General features: G+C 44.3%; 13 protein-coding genes and 1 pseudogene. 11 read left to right on the top strand and 3 right to left on the bottom strand.

Annotated features, from left to right (window positions below):
- Positions 1-18: 18 nt before the first annotated feature.
- The 6 genes from petD (at position 19) to QT994_RS08920 (ending at position 14,989) form a co-directional block, all read left to right on the top strand.
- Positions 19-501, top strand: a complete 483-nt coding sequence (gene petD / locus QT994_RS08945; RefSeq protein ID WP_333047181.1) for a cytochrome b6-f complex subunit IV — start codon at positions 19-21, stop codon at positions 499-501.
- A 399-nt stretch (positions 502-900) separates the two neighbouring features.
- Entirely contained in the window at positions 901-1,749 is an 849-nt protein-coding gene (locus QT994_RS08940) for an AraC family transcriptional regulator (protein ID WP_333173555.1), read from the top strand.
- A gap of 307 nt (positions 1,750-2,056) precedes the next feature.
- Positions 2,057-10,729, top strand: a complete 8,673-nt coding sequence (locus QT994_RS08935) for a DUF7948 domain-containing protein (protein WP_333173553.1) — start codon at positions 2,057-2,059, stop codon at positions 10,727-10,729.
- Positions 10,730-11,054: 325 nt separating this feature from the next.
- Positions 11,055-12,416: a cytochrome 450 gene (locus QT994_RS08930; RefSeq protein ID WP_333173550.1), complete on the top strand. Its 1,362-nt coding sequence runs from the start codon at positions 11,055-11,057 to the stop codon at positions 12,414-12,416.
- Between the two features lie 257 nt (positions 12,417-12,673).
- Positions 12,674-13,219 carry a hypothetical protein gene (locus QT994_RS08925; protein ID WP_333173548.1) on the top strand — a complete coding sequence of 182 codons (546 nt, stop codon included), beginning with the start codon at positions 12,674-12,676 and terminating at the stop codon, positions 13,217-13,219.
- Between the two features lie 612 nt (positions 13,220-13,831).
- On the top strand, positions 13,832-14,989 hold the full coding sequence (locus QT994_RS08920; RefSeq protein WP_333173546.1) for a matrixin family metalloprotease: 1,158 nt from the start codon (positions 13,832-13,834) through the stop codon (positions 14,987-14,989).
- A 554-nt stretch (positions 14,990-15,543) separates the two neighbouring features.
- Here the strand turns inward: QT994_RS08920 and QT994_RS08915 are convergent.
- Together QT994_RS08915 and QT994_RS08910 are read right to left on the bottom strand one after the other, a co-directional pair.
- Positions 15,544-15,759, bottom strand: coding sequence for a hypothetical protein (locus QT994_RS08915; protein WP_333173543.1), 216 nt, complete (start codon positions 15,757-15,759; stop codon positions 15,544-15,546).
- 26 nt (positions 15,760-15,785) lie between these two features.
- Positions 15,786-16,082, bottom strand: a complete 297-nt coding sequence (locus tag QT994_RS08910) for a hypothetical protein (RefSeq protein ID WP_333173541.1) — start codon at positions 16,080-16,082, stop codon at positions 15,786-15,788.
- Between the two features lie 9 nt (positions 16,083-16,091).
- Between QT994_RS08910 and QT994_RS08905 the strand changes: the two are divergent.
- The 4 genes and pseudogenes from QT994_RS08905 (at position 16,092) to QT994_RS08890 (ending at position 19,981) form a co-directional block, all read left to right on the top strand.
- A pseudogene (locus tag QT994_RS08905) lies at positions 16,092-17,212 on the top strand (IS630 family transposase).
- Positions 17,213-17,532: 320 nt separating this feature from the next.
- Positions 17,533-18,594 carry an S-methyl-5-thioribose-1-phosphate isomerase gene (mtnA, locus tag QT994_RS08900; protein ID WP_333173538.1) on the top strand — a complete coding sequence of 354 codons (1,062 nt, stop codon included), beginning with the start codon at positions 17,533-17,535 and terminating at the stop codon, positions 18,592-18,594.
- 37 nt (positions 18,595-18,631) lie between these two features.
- Positions 18,632-19,120: a type IV pilin-like G/H family protein gene (locus QT994_RS08895; RefSeq protein ID WP_333173536.1), complete on the top strand. Its 489-nt coding sequence runs from the start codon at positions 18,632-18,634 to the stop codon at positions 19,118-19,120.
- A gap of 3 nt (positions 19,121-19,123) precedes the next feature.
- Positions 19,124-19,981 carry a rhodanese-like domain-containing protein gene (locus tag QT994_RS08890; RefSeq protein WP_333173535.1) on the top strand — a complete coding sequence of 286 codons (858 nt, stop codon included), beginning with the start codon at positions 19,124-19,126 and terminating at the stop codon, positions 19,979-19,981.
- Positions 19,982-20,098: 117 nt separating this feature from the next.
- Here the strand turns inward: QT994_RS08890 and QT994_RS08885 are convergent, their stop codons facing one another.
- Complete coding sequence (locus QT994_RS08885) at positions 20,099-20,446, bottom strand: hypothetical protein (RefSeq protein ID WP_015174783.1); 348 nt, start codon at positions 20,444-20,446, stop codon at positions 20,099-20,101.
- Between the two features lie 241 nt (positions 20,447-20,687).
- On the opposite strand from QT994_RS08885, the gene QT994_RS08880 reads away from it, so the two are divergent.
- A complete protein-coding gene (locus tag QT994_RS08880) occupies positions 20,688-21,608 on the top strand; it encodes a cation diffusion facilitator family transporter (RefSeq protein WP_333173532.1) in 921 nt (306 codons plus the stop codon).
- Positions 21,609-21,813 lie beyond the last annotated feature (205 nt).

Below are 21,813 nucleotides of genomic sequence, written 5' to 3'. Positions count from 1 at the left end.
AAGGAGAACACTGTTACTATGTCTATTCTCAAAAAACCTGATTTGAGCGATCCCGCGCTCCGCGCTAAGCTCGCTAAGGGCATGGGTCATAACTATTACGGCGAACCAGCTTGGCCTAATGACTTGCTCTACGTTTTCCCTATAGTAATCATGGGAACGATTTCTCTGTGCGTGGGTTTGGCCGTACTAGACCCGGCTTTGGTTGGAGAACCGGCTAATCCTTTTGCTACTCCGCTGGAAATTCTGCCGGAATGGTATTTGTGGCCTGTGTTCCAACTCCTGCGTGTTTTGCCTAACAAATTGTTGGGTATTGCTTGCATGGCCGGTGTTCCCGTTGGCTTGATTTTGATTCCGTTCATCGAGAATGTTAACAAGTTCCAAAATCCGTTCCGCCGCCCTGTTGCTACTACTGTTTTCCTGTTGGGAACTGCGGTAACTCTGTGGTTGGGTATTGGTGCTATTTTCCCGATCGACAAATCTTTCACACTGGGTCTTTTCTAAGATTTAAGTTTGCTTGATTTTGACGCCTGCGGGTTTTCTGTAAAGTGCTTTTGTACTTGTGGGAAACTTTAGCGGGCGTCATTTGATTTTAGATTTTAGATTTTAGATTTTAGATTTTAAATTGTTCGCTCTAAAAGTTAATAATTATCAGTAATTAATTGTAGGCGCAACGGCTGGTATGAAATTGCTGATTGTCGATCCTCCACCGCCCTAGGGTCAAATTCCCTTAATTTTTATTGCGAAAGCTTGACAAACAGACCGAGAATATGTAGCGTAATTCCTGCGTATCTTTTGTATAACTGCGGGAACTTCAGGCCTATAGAATAATAGCAACTGCCGCAGGTGCAAGCTATGTCCTCAGAGAAACAGTTAATTCTTGATTTTGCCCAGGCAGACGCAATGAAATCGATTCTCCCGAGTCCCTCAATCCTGTCGAGTCACGGCAAAAAATGGGAGGGAATTCACGTCGAATATCACCGTCAGCCAGCAGACGAAACTCCCGAACACTGTTTCCAACAACACAACATTGGGCTGATACTCAATTCAGTTACAGTAAACGGCATACTCAACGGGAAACACTACGGTAGCGAACCGTGGCAAAGAGGAGAAATTTTCATCGGTGGTGCTGGTACTGATTTCCAGTCAGGTGCAGTCGAAGATCCTGAATTTATAGCGATCGCGATCGACCCTACCGACTTCGACAATACAGTTGGCGAATCGACCAATTCAAACCTCCTTGAAATTATACCGCACTGGAAAATCAGCGATCCGTTGATTCTCGGCATTGGCTGGGCCCTGAAAACCGAACTCGCATCAGGTGGATTAAACGGTACTATTTATGTCGATGCACTGAAAAACGCGCTTTCACTTCATATACTGCACCGCTATTGTGCAGATAAACCGAATCTGCGAGATTTTGAGGGTGGTCTTGAGCCTTACAAATTGCAGAGAGTTATTAACTACATAAATGACTACCTAAGCCGAGATTTGCACTTAGCTGAACTAGCTAATTTAGTACAAATAAGTCCTTATTATTTCGGTCGTTTGTTCAAACAATCCACTGGAATCACGCCCCATCAGTACGTAACCCAGTGCCGGAGCGAAAAAGCCAAACAGTTGTTGAAAAGGCGAGATTTATCAATAACCTATATCTCGGAGCAAATCGGGTTTCACGACCAAAGTCACTTTAGCAAGACTTTCAGCAAAATCGTCGGTTTGACTCCTAAGAAATATCGCGATCGACTTTAATCAAGGTAACACCGCAGTCCGGCAGGGGCTTAAACCCCTGCCTCAAAGCAGAAGTCATCTAAAAGAGGACTAAGGAGTTATTCAGTCATCTAAAAGAGGACTTGCGCTATGAGACAGGGAATTAATTCCCTGTCGGACTGGGGTCGAAATACCGAGTCCGTAGCCCGTGTTACAATTTTTAATCAAAAATCAGAGAAATTTCGCCAGAAAATTGTATTTTTTGTAAATTATTCGCCAGAATTTACTATACAGCAGAGCTGGTACTTGTATATACTTACTCGCATAACATAAACCAGGGGTACCAGCTATGAACTCTCAAAATCAACAGGCATCTTACGGTCAAATTCCGTTAAGTTTTATTGCAAATGCTGGACAAACAGACCCGAATGTGAAATTCCAGGTGAAAGGTGCCGGTCACAGCATCTTTTTTACTCCAAACGAAATTTCTTTCGTCGCTTTTCAGCAACCCAATGAACCGGGAAACCAAGCCACAAATTCTGCAATTGTCCGCAGCAGCTTAGCCAACAGCAACCCGAATCCCACAATTTCCGGGCTGGAACAATTGCCGGGAGTTGCTAACTTTCTTGTAGGCGAAGATTCTAGTCAATGGCAGACTAATGTGCCTACTTTTAACGGCGTTGTTTATCAAAACGTCTATCAAGGAATTGACCGCCTTTTCAAAGGCACAGAAGGACAACTTAAGAGCGAGTTTTTGGTTGCACCTTTGGCCGATCCGAGTCAAATTAAGATGAACTATAGCGGTGTTAATGACATCCGGTTGCGGGACGACGGAGCACTGATATTAGAGACACCGCTAGGCGAATTAATTGATAACGCACCGATAGTTTATCAAGATATCAACGGCCAGCGGGTGAATGTTCCCGCAGCTTACAATTTATTAGGAAACGGTCAAGTTAATTTTAGTTTGGGATATTTTGACCCCACTCAACCCCTAGTTATCGATCCGGTTTTAGCTTACTCGACTTATCTAGGTGGCAGCGGCGATGGCATAAGCGGCAACGGGAATGACTACGCCAACCGCATCGCCGTAGATAGCACAGGTGCGGCTTACATTATTGGAACTACTGTTAACAATTTTACGACTACTCCCGGTGCGTACCAAACTACGCCAGCAGGTCAAGCTGATTTTTTAGTTACTAAAATTAACCCTGAAGGAACTGCCTTAGTTTACTCTACTTATATCGGCGGTACAGGCAATGAATACGGTATTGGGATTGCGGTAGACAGTCAAGGAAATGCTTATTTAACCGGACAAGTCGATCCTGGTTATCCAACTACACTTGGTTCTTTTCAACCCACAGCAACTACTTACAATGCTGCGGCAACTAAACTCAATGCGGCCGGGAATTCTCTAGTTTATTCTACTTTTTTGGGCGGTAACGGGAGTGCCCTAGGCACTAGCATTGCTGTAGATAGTAACGGTAATGCTTATGTTACCGGACCGACAGGCAATGGTTTTCCCATTGCCAATGCCTCTCAACCTCAAATTGGAGGCAACGTTGATGCGTTTATTACTAAAGTTAATCCCACGGGCAGTGGTTTAATTTATTCTACTTATTTCGGCGGTAGTAATCGCGATGAAGGTCAAGGGATTGCAGTAGATAGTAATGGTAATGCCTATGTTTCTGGAATTACTTATTCGACTAATTTACCATTGACTAATCCAGTTCAGACTACAATGGGAGGTGGTCAATATGATGCTTTTATCAGTAAGTTTACTCAAAATGGTGCACGTATTTATTCGACTTATTTAGGTGGTACTGGTGATGACCAAGGTACTAGTATTGCTACTGATAGTTCTGGAAATGCCTATATTGGGGGAACTACAAGTTCAACTAATTTTCCGACAGTTAGTCCGATTCAACTGCTTAATGCAGGTGGTGCGAATGATGCTTTTGTCAGCAAGCTGAGTGCTGCGGGTAATTCTTTGATTTATTCAACTTATTTGGGTGGTAGTGGAGATGACAAGGGCGATCGCATTGCTGTAGACAGTGCGGGTAATGCTTATGTGACGGGAAACACTACTTCGACTAATTTCCCGACTAACAATGCGATTCAAAGTATCAGCGGTGGCGGGCAAGATGCTTTTATTACGAAAATCGATTCATCTGGTTCTACCTTAGTTGATTCAACTTATTTTGGCGGCAGCGGGAACGACGTCGGTGGTGGTATTGCGGTGGATGCTTCGGGTGCAGTTTATGTGGCGGGCTCTACTGCTTCTACTAATTTCCCAACAGCAACTCCTTTGCAAGCGGCGAATGGGGGAGGTGCTTTTGATGCTTTTATTACTAAAATCATTCCTGGCGGGCCGCAGGTAAAGATTGTTGAGTCGGGCGGCAGCACTACTGTAGCAGAAAGCGGGACGACGGATACTTATACAGTTGTATTGACTAATCAGCCTACTGCAAATGTGGCGATCGCACTCAATACTGACAGTCAAATTCAACCTATTGCTGGCATTAGTTTCACTCCAACTAACTGGTTTGTACCGCAAACAGTGACAGTCAGTGCAGTTGATGATGCCGTAACAGAAACTTCGCCACACAGCGGCCCGATTACTCACACTGCTATCAGTACCGATGCCAGTTATAACGGGGCGGGTGTAAGTTTTACGGTCAATGGCACTGCTGGCAATACCGTCAATGCTAATATTACCGATAACGACACCGCAGGCGTTAGCATTACTCCTGCTAACACGACTGCGACGGAAGGCGGTGCAACTGGAACTTATAGCGTTAAATTAAATACCCAACCGATCGCACCTGTTACGATTAACTTGGCTACAGGCAGTCAAATTCAACCAATTACCGCACTTACTTTTACCGCTACTAATTGGAATGTCGCTCAAACTGTTGCGGTGGCTGCTGTGGACGACAATGCAGTTGAAGGAAATCATGCAGGTGCGATCGCCCATACTGCTACCAGTACCGATACTAACTATAACAGCATCACAATAGAGCCTGTTAATGTCGCCATTACTGATAACGACACCGCAGGCGTTAGCATTACTCCGACTAACACGACTGCGACGGAAGGCGGTGCAACTGGAACTTATAGCGTTAAATTAAATACTCAACCGACAGCACCTGTTACGATTAACTTGGCTACAGGCAGTGAAATTCAACCAATTACCGCACTTACTTTTACCGCTACTAATTGGAATGTCGCTCAAACTGTTGCGGTGGCTGCTGTTGATGACAATGCAGTTGAAGGAAATCATGCAGGTGCGATCGCCCATACTGCTACCAGTACCGATACTAACTATAACAGCATCACAATTCCGGCTGTTAGCGTCGCCATTACCGATAACGACACGGCAGGTTTCAGCATTGCACCTACGAACATAACTGCTACAGAAGGCGGTGCAACTAGCAGTTACAAAGTCAAGCTAACTTCGCAACCGACGGCACCAGTTACTATCAGTTTCAATACTGGCGATCAACTTAATCCGATCGCCACACCTATTACTTTTGACAGCACTAATTGGAATGTTGCTCAAACTGTCACTGTCAGTGCGATCGACGACAATCTAGCACAAGGAACTCACAGTGGCACGATTTCTCACACAGTTACGAGTACCGATGCCAATTATAACGCGAAAGTCATTCCCAATGTGACGGTATCAATTACAGATAACGATAGTCCCGGTATTTCTCTTGTCCAATCAGAAGGCGGAACAGCTATTGCTGAAGGCGGTGCAACGGATAGCTACGGCGTAATTCTGACTACCGCACCTACTGCAAACGTCACGATTAATTTTGACACGGGCAGTCAAATTAATGCGATCGCACCTCTGACTTTCACCCCGAATAATTGGAAGGTTGCTCAAAATGTCACTGTTACGGCGATCGATGACAGCATAGCGCAAGGAACCCGCAGCGGCACGATCGCTCATACGTCTGTCAGTACAGATACTAATTATAACAACCTGACGATTTCTCCTGTGACTGCCACGATTGCTGACAACGACACGACGGGTGTGAGTATTTCACCGGAGAGCACAACTGCTACAGAAGGCGGAGGTACAGGCAGTTATACACTCAAGTTAAATTCGCAGCCAACGGCACCAGTTACTATCAGTTTTGATGCGGGAAATCAAATTAATGCGATCGGTGCAATTACCTTCGACGCTACTAACTGGAATGTTGCTAAACCCGTCACAGTAACAGCTACAGACGATGCGGTTGTGGAAGGAAATCATGCGGGGGCGATCGACCATACTGCTACCAGTACCGATGTTAACTATAACAGCATCACAATTTCACCTGTTAGCGTCGCCATTACTGATAACGACAATACGCCAACGCCAACCCCAACCCCAACACCGATAACCCCAACACCAACCCCAACACCAATACCTCCCACCCCAACACCGATAACTCCCACCCCAACCCCAACACCAATACCTCCCACTCCAACCCCAACACCGATAACTCCCACTCCAACACCGATAACTCCCACCCCAACACCGATAACTCCCACCCCAACACCGATAACTCCCACTCCAACACCGATAACTCCCACTCCAACACCGATAACTCCCACCCCAACACCGATAACTCCCACGCCAACACCGATAACTCCAACACCAGTACCTCCAACAGTCACACCTGCTGGAATTACTGTTAATCCTGCAAGTGGATTAACCACAACAGAATCCGGGGGAACAGCAACATTTGATGTCACACTCAACAGCCAACCTAATGCTGATGTCAAAATAGATTTAGAAAGTTCCAATACAGCAGAAGGAACAGTTTCACCGGTATCGCTGACATTCAATTCTGGTAACTGGAATTCACCGCAAACTGTAACAGTGACAGGTGTTGACGACAATGTAGCTGACGGGGATAAAGCTTACACTATTGTTACCGCACCTGCTGTCAGCACAGATCCTCGATACTCCGGTTTAAACGCAGCAGATGTCGCCGTTACCAATACCGATAACGAAACCCTTTGGTGCGGTTTGGAAAAAGGATTAGACAAACTGGAAAACATTGTTAACGACCAACTTAATGCGGTCAAACTTCCAATTTTAGGACGACTCAGCGACCTTTCTCCGAATTTTATTAGCAATTTCAAAAATAGTCTAGTCAATACCGTTAAAAATGCAACCGATTTCACGCCTACTCAGCTACAAAATAGCATTCGGGAGGCTGTTGGGTCAGCATTCGATGTTAAAGTCGAGAGTAGTTCAAATCCAAATGACAGTAACTTAGTCATTAAAATTGGCAAAAAATATCAACTAGATGATATTAACTTTGCGGAAGATTTAGGGTTGCCAGCACTCGGCTTGAAAGTCAAAAAGCCTCCTAAGCCGCGGAATCAAGTTGTCGCGCTCGTACCCACTGCAAATCTCTCTAGCTTTGCCAATTTATCCAAGGATTTAAAAGCGTCAAGCCTCAATTCCACTATCAGTAATTCAGCCGGATTAGCACCTGTTATAGATAGTAGTAATGGCTCTCCTTCTAGTGCGATAGTTCCTTCTAAGAGTTTGATTTCGCCAGTTGCTAGTCTTTTCAAGACACCTCAACAATCGGGATTTGACTATGAATTATCTATTGGGGTCGGTTACAACAAAGATTTTGGCTGCTACATCGATACGGACAATACCAAATTGAACGCTAACTTAAAGTTAGCACTTCCTGAGAATTTCAAAGCTCAAGCCAACCTCGCTTTTTTACAAGCTGAATTTACCGACGATCCTGAAAACCCAACTCAACTCGATGCCAACTTTGAAGTCAAGTTGAATGACTTAGATAATCTGGGCGGTACTGATGATGGCAATCGTTTAACTTTGTCTGAGTTAGACGGCAGTTATCAGTTAGAAGACTTATTTCAATCTAGCTTAACGAGTAATGCCAATCTCGGCTTGCACGGCAAAACTAGCATCAGCGGCAATGCTGCTTTTCCATCTTTTGATTTTGATTTAGCAGTCAATTGGCCACTGATTAATTACAGGAACGGTCAATTAAAGAATTCGCAGCCATCCTTAACTTCCCCGTCAACTACATCGAGTCTATCAAATTTCACTTCATCACTTTTATCCAGCAAGAAGTTGTCAGCGGTTTCAGGGTTAAATCCCTCGCTAAGTTCCTCAAATTCAAATACAGGCGCGACTGCAAATTTATCTTCATTCTTGCCATCAAATAATCCGGGAAATATAGGTTCGCCAACCACCGACAATCCCTTTGCTGGATTGCCTAACCCGAAAGTCGAATTTAACAACCTCAAACTCGACTTGGGAACCTTTATTACTAACTTGGCAAAACCAATACTCACCACTGTTTCTGATATTATCGACCCTTTTAGACCCGTTATCGATTTCCTGAATGCAGACACTAAGCTACTATCAGAAATTGGTCTGGGCGGCCTCTTCGATAACAATGGAGATGGCAAAGTTTCGATATTGGAACTGGCAACTAAATTATCCGGGGGTAATGTTGCTACTGACTTCTTAAATGCAGTTATCAAAATCGACGAGATATCGCAATTGGCAAATAGCCTGTCAAACTCTTCAGGAAATATTGCCATCGATTTAGGTTCCTACAGTTTAGGGAATATTAATGTTGCCAAGCCCAACTCTAGCCTCGCAAACAAAATACCGACACTGAAAAACTCAGTGTCCGATATTTCTCAACAAATTAATTCTAAAATAGGGGGAAATAAAAAAGATTTTGTCAATAACTTCAAGAGCCTTCCGGGCATAGACTTGCCAATTTTAACCAAGCCCGAAACAGCCATTCAACTCCTTTTAGGAAAACCGGATGTTGTCCTTTTCACCTACGATATGCCTCCACTGGGAATAGATTTCAATTTTCGGAAACAATTTCCTATATTGGGGCCGATAGCAGGGTTAGTTGAAGGCAACTTTAATGCGTCAGCACACCTCGCTTTTGGGTACGATACTTACGGATTAAAAGAATGGAAAGACGAGGAATTTTCTCCTTTATCAGCCTACAAAGTTTTAGATGGTTTTTACGTGAGCGATCGCGCAAATCCCGACGGTACTGGCGCGGATGTTGAGGAGCTCAAAATCAACGCGAATATCGCAGCCGGTCTGGGTATCGATGTCATCCTTGCTTCTGGTTTCGTCAAAGGTGGAATTCAGGGACAAATAGGAATTGATTTGGTAGATGGTGGAGAAAGTAATGGGACAAGTGATGGTAAACTTCGAGGTTCTGAAATTGTTTCACGCCTGAGTGAACCTTGGAAATTATTTGACGTATCTGGTCAAGTTAATGCTTACCTGGGTGCTATAGTCAAAGTCGGTTTTAAAATTGAAACATTCTTTGGAGATTTCGATTTTGAAAAAACTGTATATGAGAAAAACTTTGCCACATTTGAGATAGCCAAATTTGGCACTGGAGAAAGTTCAAGAAACAGCGGTAGCGGTGTTAACAGTTACCTCACGGGAGCTAAAGTCTTCTTTGATGCTAACTTTAACGGCATCCAAGATGAAAAAGAACCCTTCACTATTACTAACGTGGATGGCAGCTTTAATTTAGATGTCTCTCTCCCCGATTTTGACAAAAATAATAGCGGCCAACTCGAACAAAATGAAGGCAGAGTTGTCGTTGCAGACGGCATCAATACCGCTACTTATTTGCCGCAGCAAACAGCGCTAACAGCGACACCAGATTCTACTGTTGTGACGCCTTTAACTACCCTAATGGAGAAGATGGTTGCACAAGGTATCAATCCTAATGAAGCAGAGACTAAAGTTAAGGCAGCCTTTGGAGTACCGTCAACAATTGATTTGACTAGCTACGATCCCCTACAGGCAATTACTCAAAACGATCCGAACGGTTTGGCGGTTTATGCAGCACACATTCAGGTACAAAACCTTGTTGTTCAAACGACAATTTTAATCGGGGGGATTACAGCGAACTCTAAAACCGATATTGCCGATCGCATTATTTCCACTATTGCCAATCAAATTCAATCCGGGGCTGTCGATTTAACCAATCCCGCACAATTACAAAGCATCATTCAGTCTGCAGCAACTCAAGTGCAAGCACAAAAAGCGTCCGATCTTGCACCGGAAGTTGCTAAAATTATTGCTGAAGGGAATCAGCGGGTACGGGCGATCGCATCCAGCAACCTCCCGCTTTCAGATGCAGCTACTAAAATAGCCGAAGTTCAACAGGTAGAACAAGGTGAAGTCGCTAAAGACTTGCAGCAAGTCGCAGCCGGAAATAAGACAATTCAGGAGGCGATCGCAGAAAATACAGGCACATCCTTAGACGCACAAATTCAATCGGCAAGCGTCAATAACCCAACTATTCGCCAGAGTATAAACAGTGACTTCACTGCTGCCGAACCTTTACCCGACAGCGGCATAGAATTAGTCAACAATTCCCCCAATCAAAAAATCGGTACGGATGGCGACGATACTCTAGGCGGCGACAGCAGCGATGACGTTTTAAGTGGCAAAAAGGGCAATGATTTGATATTTGGTTTTAACGGCAATGACTGGATTAATGCCAATCAAGGCAATGATTTAATCAATGGCGGTTTTGACGACGATACCCTTTACGGCGGCAAGGGAATTGATACCATTACAGGTAGCGATGGTGGCGATGTTATCTTTGGAAACCGAGGCGACGATCTGCTAGATGGCAGCACTGGCAATGATACTTTGCGCGGAGGCAAGGGAAATGATACTATTATTGGGGGTGACGGCGACGACTTCCTATTCGGTGAAGATGGAGATGACACTTTGATTGGAGGGAATGGGAGCGATCGCTTCTTGCTCTCTAGCAATTCTGGTATCGATATTATCTTGGATTTTGAAGACGGTAAAGATTTGCTTTCTCTAGGCACCACTCTTACTTTCTCCCAACTGTCAATTACTCAAGAAAACAGTGCAACTTTCATCCGTTTGTCAGCAACCGGAGAAATTTTAGCCGCTCTCAATGGGGTGTCGTCCAGTCTAATTAATGTCGCCGATTTTGGCTAAATTTAATAGCAAGTAGTCGCACATAAATACAGTTTATGTGCGACTCTCAGAGATTGGGGCTAATACTTTAGATGTAAAAAGTAGATATACTTACCAGGAATCGTTATAAATTCCACTCAATCTCCGGAAAAAGGCTAGACTGGAGCGCAGACATATTCAGTAAAACTATCTCTATATTGCCACTACCTTCACAAAGAAAAATGGCTATAGTTATACTTACTGATTTTGGCAATGAAGCGGGCATTCAATCCCGCTCAATTACTGCTCAATACCCTCTTGCTGCTAAATGCGAAGCGCATTATGGCGAAGGATTCTCGGAGGAATTATGATGAACCTAAATTTAGATACTATTTTCTCATCGCTGATGAACCCGGCACTGAACGAGTTTCAGGTTTGGGCTTTGCAAAACCCGGAAGAAAGTCTCAGCAAAACGATGCTACCGCCGATCGCCCTGATTGAGGGTTTGATTGCCAACGAACCCACGTATTTGCCCATAAAACGACTGGCTTTCGGAGCCAATTTTTGCTGCGCGGGGCAAGTCGTGATGGGAGAGTTTGCAACGCTGGAAAAAGCACTCACATCGCCCCAGGCGCGCGGATGGCGGCTGGGTACTTCTGTACTCGATGGAGATCGCGCTCCCAACCAAGATGTCGGCGGTAGGAACCTTTTCCTGCTGTCTTTGTCCGATCGCGAAACTGACGGTAGCAGCAACCACGCGGCATTCCGAAGCTGTATGCAGAAATATCTCTTCAACAGTGCGACAACCGATCGCCAGGAGGACGAAATCAGCAGACGGTTGCTCGATCGGCTAGCAGCAGATTATGCCGAGATGTCGCACGGTGCGGGGGGAGCGTTTTTTACCGATGTCAAGCGCGGTTGGATGGGATTTTTAGTTCGATATCTGCACTACGTCATCTTTGGGATTAATCCAGACGATTCAGAGTCGATCGAACTTCTCACCGAATTGCATTACACCCGCCAAAGCCCGCTGCACTACTTCGCCGTCATCGGCAACCTGCTGCAAAGCCTGAACCTGTTTGGACACGGGGATTTGTCCACTCTAATCGAGCGTGCAGCGACTATCTATGAAAATTCCCCAGCTTTAGCCGACTTCGAGGAGAGCTCGGAAAACAACGGCATGACTAAGCGGGAATTGGCGAAGCTGATGACATCGATTATGGGCATAGCGGGACTGCAAGGCCCCCTGCACCTAGGCAACACGGCAATGGGATACCGCCCTCTCCCCGCCTATAAAGGACAGCAGACGGCCGAAATTAATCCTACTGATTTTTGGGATCAGCTCGATTTGGACGATCGCGAGTCGATCAAGCTGTTCCTCCTGGAATGCGCCCGCCTCTGGGCCCCCGTCAGCGCCACCCACCGAGTCGCGACAGAGCCTTTCACCGCAACGGTAGCGGGCAAAGAGCGCACTTTCCCTGCCGGAACCAAGGTACTGATACCGCTCAGCCTGGGGCACCTAGACGGGAGTTTCTGGGGCTCTACGGTATACGAATTCAACCCTAAGCGGGAGAATCTGTGCCCTTTTCATATGGGTTTTAATTCGGTGGGCGATCGGAGTGCGGGACGGATTTGCCCCGGTAAAGACATCGCACTCAATATGCTGGTGGATGTCGTGAGTACGGTAGGCAAAGTGCGCCGCTCGTCGGAGCCGAATTTGCAGGGGTAATTAATCCAAAAGCTCGATCGGACAGTGGCTGAAACTGAGATATTACACCATTCTCGCTTAACAGGCTTTCCGACCTCTTCCACAAGAAATCAAGTTTCTTGTGGGGTATCCCACCCTTGAAACACTTATTGGCAATCCTGCCCCATGTGAGTTGAAACCGCACGCCACACAAACGAAGTTCGACCCAGAGACTAAGAAATAAATGAGGTATTTAAGTTGAACCGTAAATCACAACTATTTGGAGGATAAATAATCCCATGTTAATCGAACAAAAGCAACTAAAAGACATCGCGAATTGGATGAAAGTAGAACATCCAGCCGAGTTACCCGAAGTCCTGCAAGGTATATTTTTTATGGACGGGAATGTTTTACCCGACCATTGTTTGACGATGTACAGTTCAGACTGGAATGCTGACGAACGGACGTTATTGCTGCGCGTTTTTGACCCTGTTATCTGGACATTTCATTCATCAATGGCGGGACGGATGTTACTTTATTTAGTCAAATTTTCTCGGATTACTTACTTGTTCCGATTCTCTGATGCAACTTTGCAGCACGGGCACATAACGCCGATAGTGTTTGGATGGTCTGTGCCACAGTGGCTTGTAGATTTTTTGATCGATCGAGATCCGAACACTCCGAATGGAGATATCTGGCATCGCACAAACTCGTTTTTCGGCAGACCTGCTGAGAGGGGATATATACTCCGCAGGATTGTAGACAAAAATGGCAACTACACGTCAGCGTTTCCAGATATGCTGTCTAAAGTTGACAGTGATTGTTTAATCATTGCCAAAGAGTGAAAATATTTACAAAAACGACAAAACCCGCTTAATTAAGCGGGTTTTGTCGATCGAAGCGGGGGGGTTTGAACCTACGACCCCCACTAGGTCAAGTTTGATATGATAGCCTATAAAGGCTATGCAGTAAGCTGTTGCCGCCTATTGTCAATTATTGAGATCAATACTTTGGATAGTGTTTGATTGCCAACCGTAAAATAAGGGTTTCAGGGCGATTGCGCCATCGAGAGCGGAACGGAAAATCAAGGGTTTCAGACTCCTGTCTAACTGTCCGGACTATTGATCCTTTACAGTGTAAAGCGGGAAACTAGAATGGGAGATCACGAGTTCCCTGTACAGTGCGATCGCCATCTCCTCATGGGATGTTGAGAGTAGGAAATTTATCCGTCCAGACTCATCATTATAACAAAAAATCTGGGTTTCACAAGGATTTAATTCAGTTTACACAAGCTCGACCGCTCGCATTTATCTAGGTCATTGCTGACATGGTTGCAGTTTTTCTTTCCTGAATCTACTGTGTTCCCACTTGATTCAGGTAGATGAAAATAAACATTCTCAAAATAGCTGTTTCTTGGGACTTAAAGTCCCTAGCTATTCACTTTGGAGGAATTTGTCATGACTAAAATTTCACAAATCGACTCTTATCAAGTTGAGCAATTACTAAAACGCATCGAACAACTTGAAGCTAAGCTCGGAATCAAAGTTGGCTTCGATGGCGCAGAATCAGGTAAAGAAGCACAACATTTTTGTGCTTTGCCAAAGGTTCCTCCACGCACTTTCGATCCGAGCGTGTCGCCGGACCGTGCTCGTCTAATACGGTTAATCGGGAAGAAGTGGGTTAACGGTACAAAATTACGTTATTACTTTTTTGAGAGTGGTCCCAATTCAGGCGGGAATGAACAGAAGGAGATTGTGCGGCAGGGGTTTGAGGTATGGAAGAAGGTAGGGATTGGTATCAAGTTTGAGGAAGTTCGGAACATCAGCGAAGCAGAGATACGAATCGGCTTTGTGCAAGGGGATGGAGCCTGGTCATATATTGGCCGCGATGCGATAGATATTCCTAAGCAAGGCGAGCGAACCATGAACTTCGGCTGGGATCTTCGCGCTGATCCCCGTGGGGTAGATGTCCCTGTTCACGAGATAGGTCACGCCTTAGGTTTCCCTCACGAGCACCAAAACCCGTTTGCAGGTATCGTATGGGACGAAGAAGCCGTTTATAAATATTTTGCTGCTCCTCCTAATAATTGGGATCGAGAGACAACTTTTTATAATGTGCTCCAAAAGCTTGCAGTAGGAGAAGTTGAGGGGTCAAAGTGGGACCCCAACTCAATCATGCACTACGCTTTTGCAGCGGGACTGATTGAGAAACCTGTGGAGTACCACAACGGATTAAATCCTGCTGGCGGACTTTCTGAGCAGGATGTGTTGCAGGTACGATTATTCTATCCCCCGCTTGATGACTCGAGTTATACAGAACTTAAACCCTTCCGTTCGGAGATTCTATCCCTCGCACCTGCTGAACAGAAAAACTTTGCGATCAACCCCTCTGCCACCCGAAGCTATACAATTGGGACCTTCGGAGAAACAGATACAGTCATGGTTCTTTTCGAGGATCAGAGTGGTGATCTCAAATATGTTGCTGGTGACGACGACAGTGGCACAGACTTGAATGCACAAATCAATGTTCGGCTTTATAAAGGTCGGCGGTATGTGCTGAGAATTCGCTTATACTCTAACTTGGCTGGTGGCGAAGCCTCAGTGATGCTTTGGTAAGGGCGGCCACCAAATTTTAGAGAGAAAAGCGATTTCTCAAAGTAGTGCATGGCCACCCGTAGGGTATATGGGGCAAGCTATTTTCTATTTTGTCTTTTTTCTCCCAATAGAAAGCGGGTAATTTGCTCATCAAGCAGCAGGTTGTGCGCGAGGAAGGCGGGTTTGGGCTGATTGGGTTCTGAAACGAGGTACAGCAGGTTGTGGTGACTTAGGGAGGCACAGAGCCTCCTGTCTCCTGCCTCAAAACTCCAATTTCTAGCTTGGTTGCAAAAGCGAGATTCTCCCCAGGTAGGACACGGCGCTGTGTAACCGAAAATGATATTACTTCTGGCTCATCAGAGTTTATTTGCCCTGATTATATAGCCTATTCCAGGTTCATAAAGTAGTAGGGAAAAGGCATTGCCTTTTCCCTACGGGGATTCAGGGATCAGGGGTGTACTTCACAACGTGGAATCTGCTGTAAAATGTTTGGTTTAACCCTTTTTTTATTTGCCAACAGTCTCTTAATCCATCGTCCCTATAATATTCTCAGCTAATTAATTAGCTCGATCACACTAGAGGAGAGCAAAATCTGTGGCAGTAATCACGCTTGCAGGCACAGTGCTGAGAGTTGCCAAAAGTTGCCCGGAACCAGTAACTCGGAGGAGGGTAGAACTATTCTCGACCACAATGCTTAGTTGGGAGAAATCCAGACCACCCATTAAGCCGATCGAATCGATACCGTATTGAAAGTCTAAAATAGTCTCGCTGCCGAGGTCAATACCCAACATAAATCGATCGTTCCCGGTACCTCCAATCAGAGTATCATTCCCTTGATCTTTAAACAAGAAATCGTCCCCAGGCCAAGCAAACTATCTTCATCCTTACCGCCGTAAAGAGTATCGTTCCCGACCTCCCCATTGACAGTATCCTGACCTTCATTGCCAAACAGCAAATCGTTGCCCAAACCGCCACATATTTGGTCTTTTCCGCCAGTAGAACCAATGGGGAGGGGGCTACCAATATCCCCGTACACTGTATCTTCCCCCTCGCCGCCACAGATAAGCTGATACGCAGCTAGATTGTATAATATAAATAACAAATAAGTGTTCATTTATAATATATGCCCGCCCAAAATCATCTATATTCAAATCAAAAACAGAGACTCATTAAAATACTAAAAGAGTCTGAGGAGAATTACGTCAGGGAAAAAGTTCTAATTTTCTTACTCATAACTGCTGGAAAAACTTATCGACAAATTAGTGAATTTATGGAGATTGCTTACACAACATTAGCTTATTGGTCAGTTCATGGCGACCCTGATAATTTGGAGAGTTTTTTAGATAAAAGAAGTCCAGAAAATTTTCGTAAAGTCACTCCCGAGTATGAACAAATATTGATAAATACAATCGAAAAAGCTCCGGAAGAATATGGATATGAATTTGGGATATGGACGGCAGCCTGACTAGGAACATATTTAGAAAAAGTCACAGTAATTAAACTGAGTAGTTCCCAAATATCCCGGATACTACATAAAAATAAATACGTTTACATTTGGGCTAAGTCTAGTTTAGAAGACAAATAAAACCCACTTGAAAGAGAAGTATTTAAACAGAAGCTATCAGAGTATTTAAGAATAAGTAAACAAACACCCGAGCTTTTACAGGTATGGTTTTGGGATGAGAGCGGATTCCGTTTACGAGTGACAAGAAGAAAAACTTGGGGTAAAAAAGGTCAGAGAAAAAAAATTACAGGTCAAAGGAGAAGAGGCAGAGTAAATCTCATGGGTGGGTTGAGATATCATGACAAAAAAAGGTTAAGTTTTGTGATAGAAAGAGGAGAGTCGAATAAGTTTTATGAGCCAATTAAAGCCTTAAATGATGCGATAGTTAAAGAATCGATAGAACAGGGTAATCAAGGGGAAATTTTTGCCGAATCTGGAATTAAGATTGTAATTATTCTAGACAATGCTATTTTTTACAAAAAGAAAGATTTTCTGAGCAAAATATCAGCGAAATGCCACATATTATTTTAGAATTTTTGCCAGCTTACAGCCCCGATTATAATTTGATTGAATTGGTCTGGCATTCAGCGAAAGAATATATAGCACATCGACTATTTAAGTCAGTAGAAGAATTGTCATAATTGCTACATAGATTATTAAATGAAGGAGAAATGGTTATTAAATGGGATAGAAAAGTTAAAAATAAAGGCAATGCTATTTTATCCGATTTAGCTGCGTAGCAGCTTATCAACTTAAAAAAAGCAGACCCCTGGTACAGCTAGTTTGTTCTCGATTACGGAAATTTTTCACAAAACCTAAGTATAATTTACAAAACTTAATGTTAGGTTTTTTACTAAGTACACTTTTGTGAAAAAGAATCCAACCCTGTATAAGTTCCAAACCCAGAGAGTGGTACGTATCCAGCAATTATTCAATCTCAAATCTCAAATCTCAAACCGCAGGGCTGGGATTTTGGCAAATTCAGCGTGTCCCTCATAACATAGAGGAATAGTCGCCTTCATGGCATTATAGAAACTTGTCCCTCACATAATTGAAATAGATGACCGCTCAAAACTCCCCTGTTTCGCCCATCACTTGGATAGAAGACCGAGTTCTGCTAATTGACCAAAACCGACTGCCGAAAGAATACGGTGTAGTCGAAATTAGTCGCTGCGAAGATATGGCTGAGGCGATTAAAACTATGATAGTCCGAGGTGCTCCGGCGATCGGGGTAGCAGCAGCTTACGGGATGTATTTGGGGGCGCGAGAAATCGAAACGGGCGATCGTACCGAGTTTTTTACTAAATTAGAACAAGTTGGCGAGTTATTGCGTTCCACCCGTCCCACTGCGGTTAATTTGTTTTGGGCAATATCGCGAATGCTCAAAACTGCGGAGAGAACTAGCGGTTCCGTCGAACAAGTGCAAAAAACTTTGTTAGAAATGGCCAAAACCATTCAAGCAGAAGATTTGCAAACTTGTAAAGATATCGGCGACAAAGGTTTAGAAGTTCTGCCAGCTACACCCGAAAAATTGAACTTACTAACTCACTGTAATGCTGGTGCGTTGGCAACAGCAGGCTACGGTACTGCCTTAGGTGTATTTCGTTCTGCTTGGCGAGAAGGAAGACTCGGAAGAGTTTTTGCAGACGAAACTCGGCCCCGTCTCCAAGGTGCAAAACTGACCACTTGGGAATGCGTGCAAGAAGGAATTCCCGTCACATTAATTGCCGACAATATGGCCGCTCACTGCATGAAACTAGGCATGATTCACGCGGTAGTTGTCGGTGCAGACAGAATCGCTGCTAACGGCGACGCCGCCAATAAAATTGGCACTTACAGTTTAGCAATTGTTGCCAAAGCTCACAACGTTCCCTTCTTTGTCGCTGCGCCTCTGTCAACAATTGATTTTGAACTTTCCGACGGCAGCAAAATCCCCATTGAAGAACGCGATCCAGTTGAAATGTATCAAGTTGGAACTACGCGAATTTGTCCTGTGGGAGTTGAATTTTACAATCCCGCTTTTGACGTAACTCCGGCGGAATTAATCTCAGGAATCATTACAGAACACGGCACGGTTGCTCCTTGGGCGTTGAAACAGTTTCAAGCAAAACAATTGGTTTAATTATATGTTCCTCAACTGCTCATTCCACCTGTTGTCTGTGAAATTAAGCAGGATTTCTAGCAGCCGCAACTGGCAGCTCAAAGTTGCTCTCGCAGCTCTAACTCTGCCAGTTTTTGTCAGTACAGTCTCGGAAGCTCAAGTTTCACAAACGCTTAAAGCTAAGGAATCAGAAGCTCAAAAGTTGGTGGGTTCTATGAATAAAGCTCAGCAAGTTTACTATGCAGAAAAAGCAGGCTTTACAAGTTCTGTTTCCAATCTATTGGTTTATATGGGCCGCCAAATTAAACCTAACTCAGCCAATTACAGCTACTCGATCGGTATGGTCAGCAAAGCTGCTGTATTTAACTACGGAGTATCGAAGCAAGCTAATCTCAAAAGTTTTGTGGGGGGAGTCTTTTTGGTGGGAAACAAGACCCAAACAATCTTGTGTTTAAATGTTGCTCCTGGCAAGACTAAACCAGCTAATCCAACTAATACTAAAGGGGTTTTAGCCTGCGGTGCTAATACAGCAAAAGTTGCTCAATAAATTATGTCTAATTTACTGGGGAATTTAGCAAATAACTGGATAGTAAATGCAGATTTAGCTAAGAAATGGCTGGAACAAGAAGCTACTTTACTAGATGCTCGCACACCTATTTTAAAGTGGTTTTGTCGTCTCCCACCAGCTATTCCCGTAACTTGGCAGGAATTTTCGCGTTCCGACTTTCCCCACAAGGGACAAATTCTAGAAAATAACACAGTTTTAACTCTAAAACTGCAAGCAATTGGTATTTGTCAAGACAAACCTGCGATAGTGGTTGCCGATCCGGTTAAAGGGTGGGGCGAAGACGGAAGGATTGTTTGGATGCTGCGGACTTTGGGGCATGAAAAAGCCGTTTTTGTCGATGGAGGATATCGGGCTTTAATCAAAGCTGGAATTTCTCAAGTAAAAAGTTCAAACAATCCACCGCAAACAGGAGATTTTGTAATATCTCGCGGCTCGAATGGGGAAATTAAACAGGATGATTTAAAAGCTATTTTAGGCAATGATAATTTAGTCATTATCGACGCCAGAGAGCGGCGAGAATATGCAGGTAAAACACCTTACGGAGAAAAGCGGGGCGGCCACATTCCCGGTGCGGTTCACCTTTATTACAAACAGTTAATGGACAAACAGGGACAACTACTATCTCGTGGGGAAATAGTGGCTATTTTGCAGCAGAAAGGAGTTTTGCAGTCAACTCAAATTGTGAGTTATTGTAGTGGGGGAATTCGCTCTGCATGGTTGACTTGTGTGTTGACAAATGCGGGATTTAATGCTAGGAATTATGCAGGTTCCATGTGGGAATGGTCGGCGTCGCCAGCAGATAGCTATCCTTTGTCAGTAATCCTTTCACGGGCGGGCTAGAAGCCCACCCCACAAGAAAATTTAATGTTTGTGGAACAGGCTGGAAAGCCTGTTCTTGAGAATGGTATCTGAATTCAGATTCAACCTATTAACTACAAACGATCGAAGTTGAGATTATCAACCGACTTGTTCGATATACTGAGCGAGATCGTCGCGCAGGCGGCTGAGTTCGGCTTCGGTGGTCACGCGCACGCGATCGTCCCTAACCGTAATCAGCACTTTCGCAGCAAAAGGAGTTGGCCAGATATTCGGATTGCAGAAAACTTCCAAAAATACATCTCCTGCATACCGATATTCCATCGGTTTTTGGGGAGAAGCTTTAGCGCCAGCGGTTTTGGCTGCTACAGCTTTCAAGCTTTCCATCAAAGCTGCAATTTCGCTTTGCAAATCCCGCGCAGCTTGCGGGGAAAAGCTAAAGGAGACAGAACCTTCGACTAAATTCAGTGTCAGCGGAGAAAGAGACATGGGCAATGAAATTTAACATACTATTGTTAATGATAAAAAATATAGTAACCCAAAAGAAGTACATTCCAGCTCAATTGGACTGCGAAACTGCTATTAATTAAAAATTGTCTCAAGAAGCGACGCTAAATTAATGAATATAAATCTAGTCGGAAGCTAGATTCAGCAATACTTTTAACCTTTTATGACTTGATAAGCTTTAAACTAGAAACCAGAAAACTTGACGGCAGATCGAGGAGATTCTATGGTAGCCGATAACCGTTCCGAAATCCGCAAGGTCTTAATCATTACTTTATTGCTAAATTTGCTGGTGATGGCAATTAAAGCAGTGGTGGGATGGCTCACAGGTTCCCTGAGTTTGCTAGCAGATGCTTTGCACAGCGTCACGGACAGCGCTAATAATATTTTAGGATTGGTAACTAATCATTATGCCAATCCGCAGCCCGATCGCGATCATCCCTACGGACATCAGAAATTTGACGCTCTCGGAGCTCTGGGAATAGCTGTTTTTCTGGGAATTGCGTGTTTTGAAATTCTCAGCGGCGCTGTTCAAAGGTTGCTCAAAGGTGGCGCAGTTGTCAAAATATCGCCAAATGAACTGTGGATATTGCTGATTGTACTGGGCATCAATATTTTTGTCACTTTTTACGAGCGCAGGGTTGGGAAACGCCTTGGTAGCGCGATTTTAGTGGCGGATGCTCAACACACGATGAGCGATGTTTGGGTGACAATTATGGTAATTGCTGGGTTGATTGGTGTTTGGCAAGGGCAGGTTTGGAATATACCTCAATTACAATCCCTGGATGTGTTTTTGTCTTTTCCTGTGGCTGTTTTGGTATTTAGCAGCGGTTGGAAGGTTTTAACAGAAAATCTGCCTTGGTTGGTGGATGAAATGGCGATCGCACCGGAGATAATTCACGCGATCGCGATCGATGTACCGGGGGTTGTCAACTGTCACTCGATCGCCTCCCGTGGCGTTGTAGGGCGTCAAGTATTTATTGATATGCACATGATTGTCGATGCTGTCGATGTAGAAACAGCTCACCGGATTACAGAAGAAGTAGAAGCCCGTTTGGAAGAACGTTTCAGCCCTGTACGCATCTTAATTCACGTTGAGCCGCCGGCTTACCACTCCGACCAAATTAGCTACGATTCTGAAAAATGAAGGCACAACCAGTGATTTTGACACGGATACACGGATTAATTGAAGAATCGGGAAAGTATTTTGACTTACCGCAATTCCTCCAATTTTTAAAATCATATCAATCGGGTTAGAGCGATCGCACTTAATTTATACCAATTCACTATGAAGCTGCACTTAATATAGCTTCAAGGATATAGTCCCAACCACAGAGAGATAAAACTTCTTC

The organism is Microcoleus sp. S13_B4 (assembly GCF_036700885.1).
GTDB lineage: Bacteria > Cyanobacteriota > Cyanobacteriia > Cyanobacteriales > Microcoleaceae > Microcoleus.
The sequence above is the reverse complement of the archived record's forward strand: the minus strand, read 5'-3'. Positions and strand labels throughout refer to the sequence as shown.

What these genes read in the sequence shown, in the direction of transcription:
- QT994_RS08935 (WP_333173553.1), top strand. Translation starts at nt 2,057, where the DNA reads ATGAACTCTCAAAATCAACAGGCATCTTACGGTCAAATTCCGTTAAGT.
- QT994_RS08915 (WP_333173543.1), bottom strand. Translation starts at nt 15,759, where the DNA reads ATGTTGGGTATTGACCTCGGCAGCGAGACTATTTTAGACTTTCAATAC.
- QT994_RS08940 (WP_333173555.1), top strand. Translation starts at nt 901, where the DNA reads ATGAAATCGATTCTCCCGAGTCCCTCAATCCTGTCGAGTCACGGCAAA.
- petD (WP_333047181.1), top strand. Translation starts at nt 19, where the DNA reads ATGTCTATTCTCAAAAAACCTGATTTGAGCGATCCCGCGCTCCGCGCT.
- QT994_RS08910 (WP_333173541.1), bottom strand. Translation starts at nt 16,082, where the DNA reads ATGAACACTTATTTGTTATTTATATTATACAATCTAGCTGCGTATCAG.
- QT994_RS08885 (WP_015174783.1), bottom strand. Translation starts at nt 20,446, where the DNA reads ATGTCTCTTTCTCCGCTGACACTGAATTTAGTCGAAGGTTCTGTCTCC.
- QT994_RS08890 (WP_333173535.1), top strand. Translation starts at nt 19,124, where the DNA reads ATGTCTAATTTACTGGGGAATTTAGCAAATAACTGGATAGTAAATGCA.
- QT994_RS08880 (WP_333173532.1), top strand. Translation starts at nt 20,688, where the DNA reads ATGGTAGCCGATAACCGTTCCGAAATCCGCAAGGTCTTAATCATTACT.
- QT994_RS08930 (WP_333173550.1), top strand. Translation starts at nt 11,055, where the DNA reads ATGATGAACCTAAATTTAGATACTATTTTCTCATCGCTGATGAACCCG.
- mtnA (WP_333173538.1), top strand. Translation starts at nt 17,533, where the DNA reads ATGACCGCTCAAAACTCCCCTGTTTCGCCCATCACTTGGATAGAAGAC.
- QT994_RS08920 (WP_333173546.1), top strand. Translation starts at nt 13,832, where the DNA reads ATGACTAAAATTTCACAAATCGACTCTTATCAAGTTGAGCAATTACTA.
- QT994_RS08925 (WP_333173548.1), top strand. Translation starts at nt 12,674, where the DNA reads ATGTTAATCGAACAAAAGCAACTAAAAGACATCGCGAATTGGATGAAA.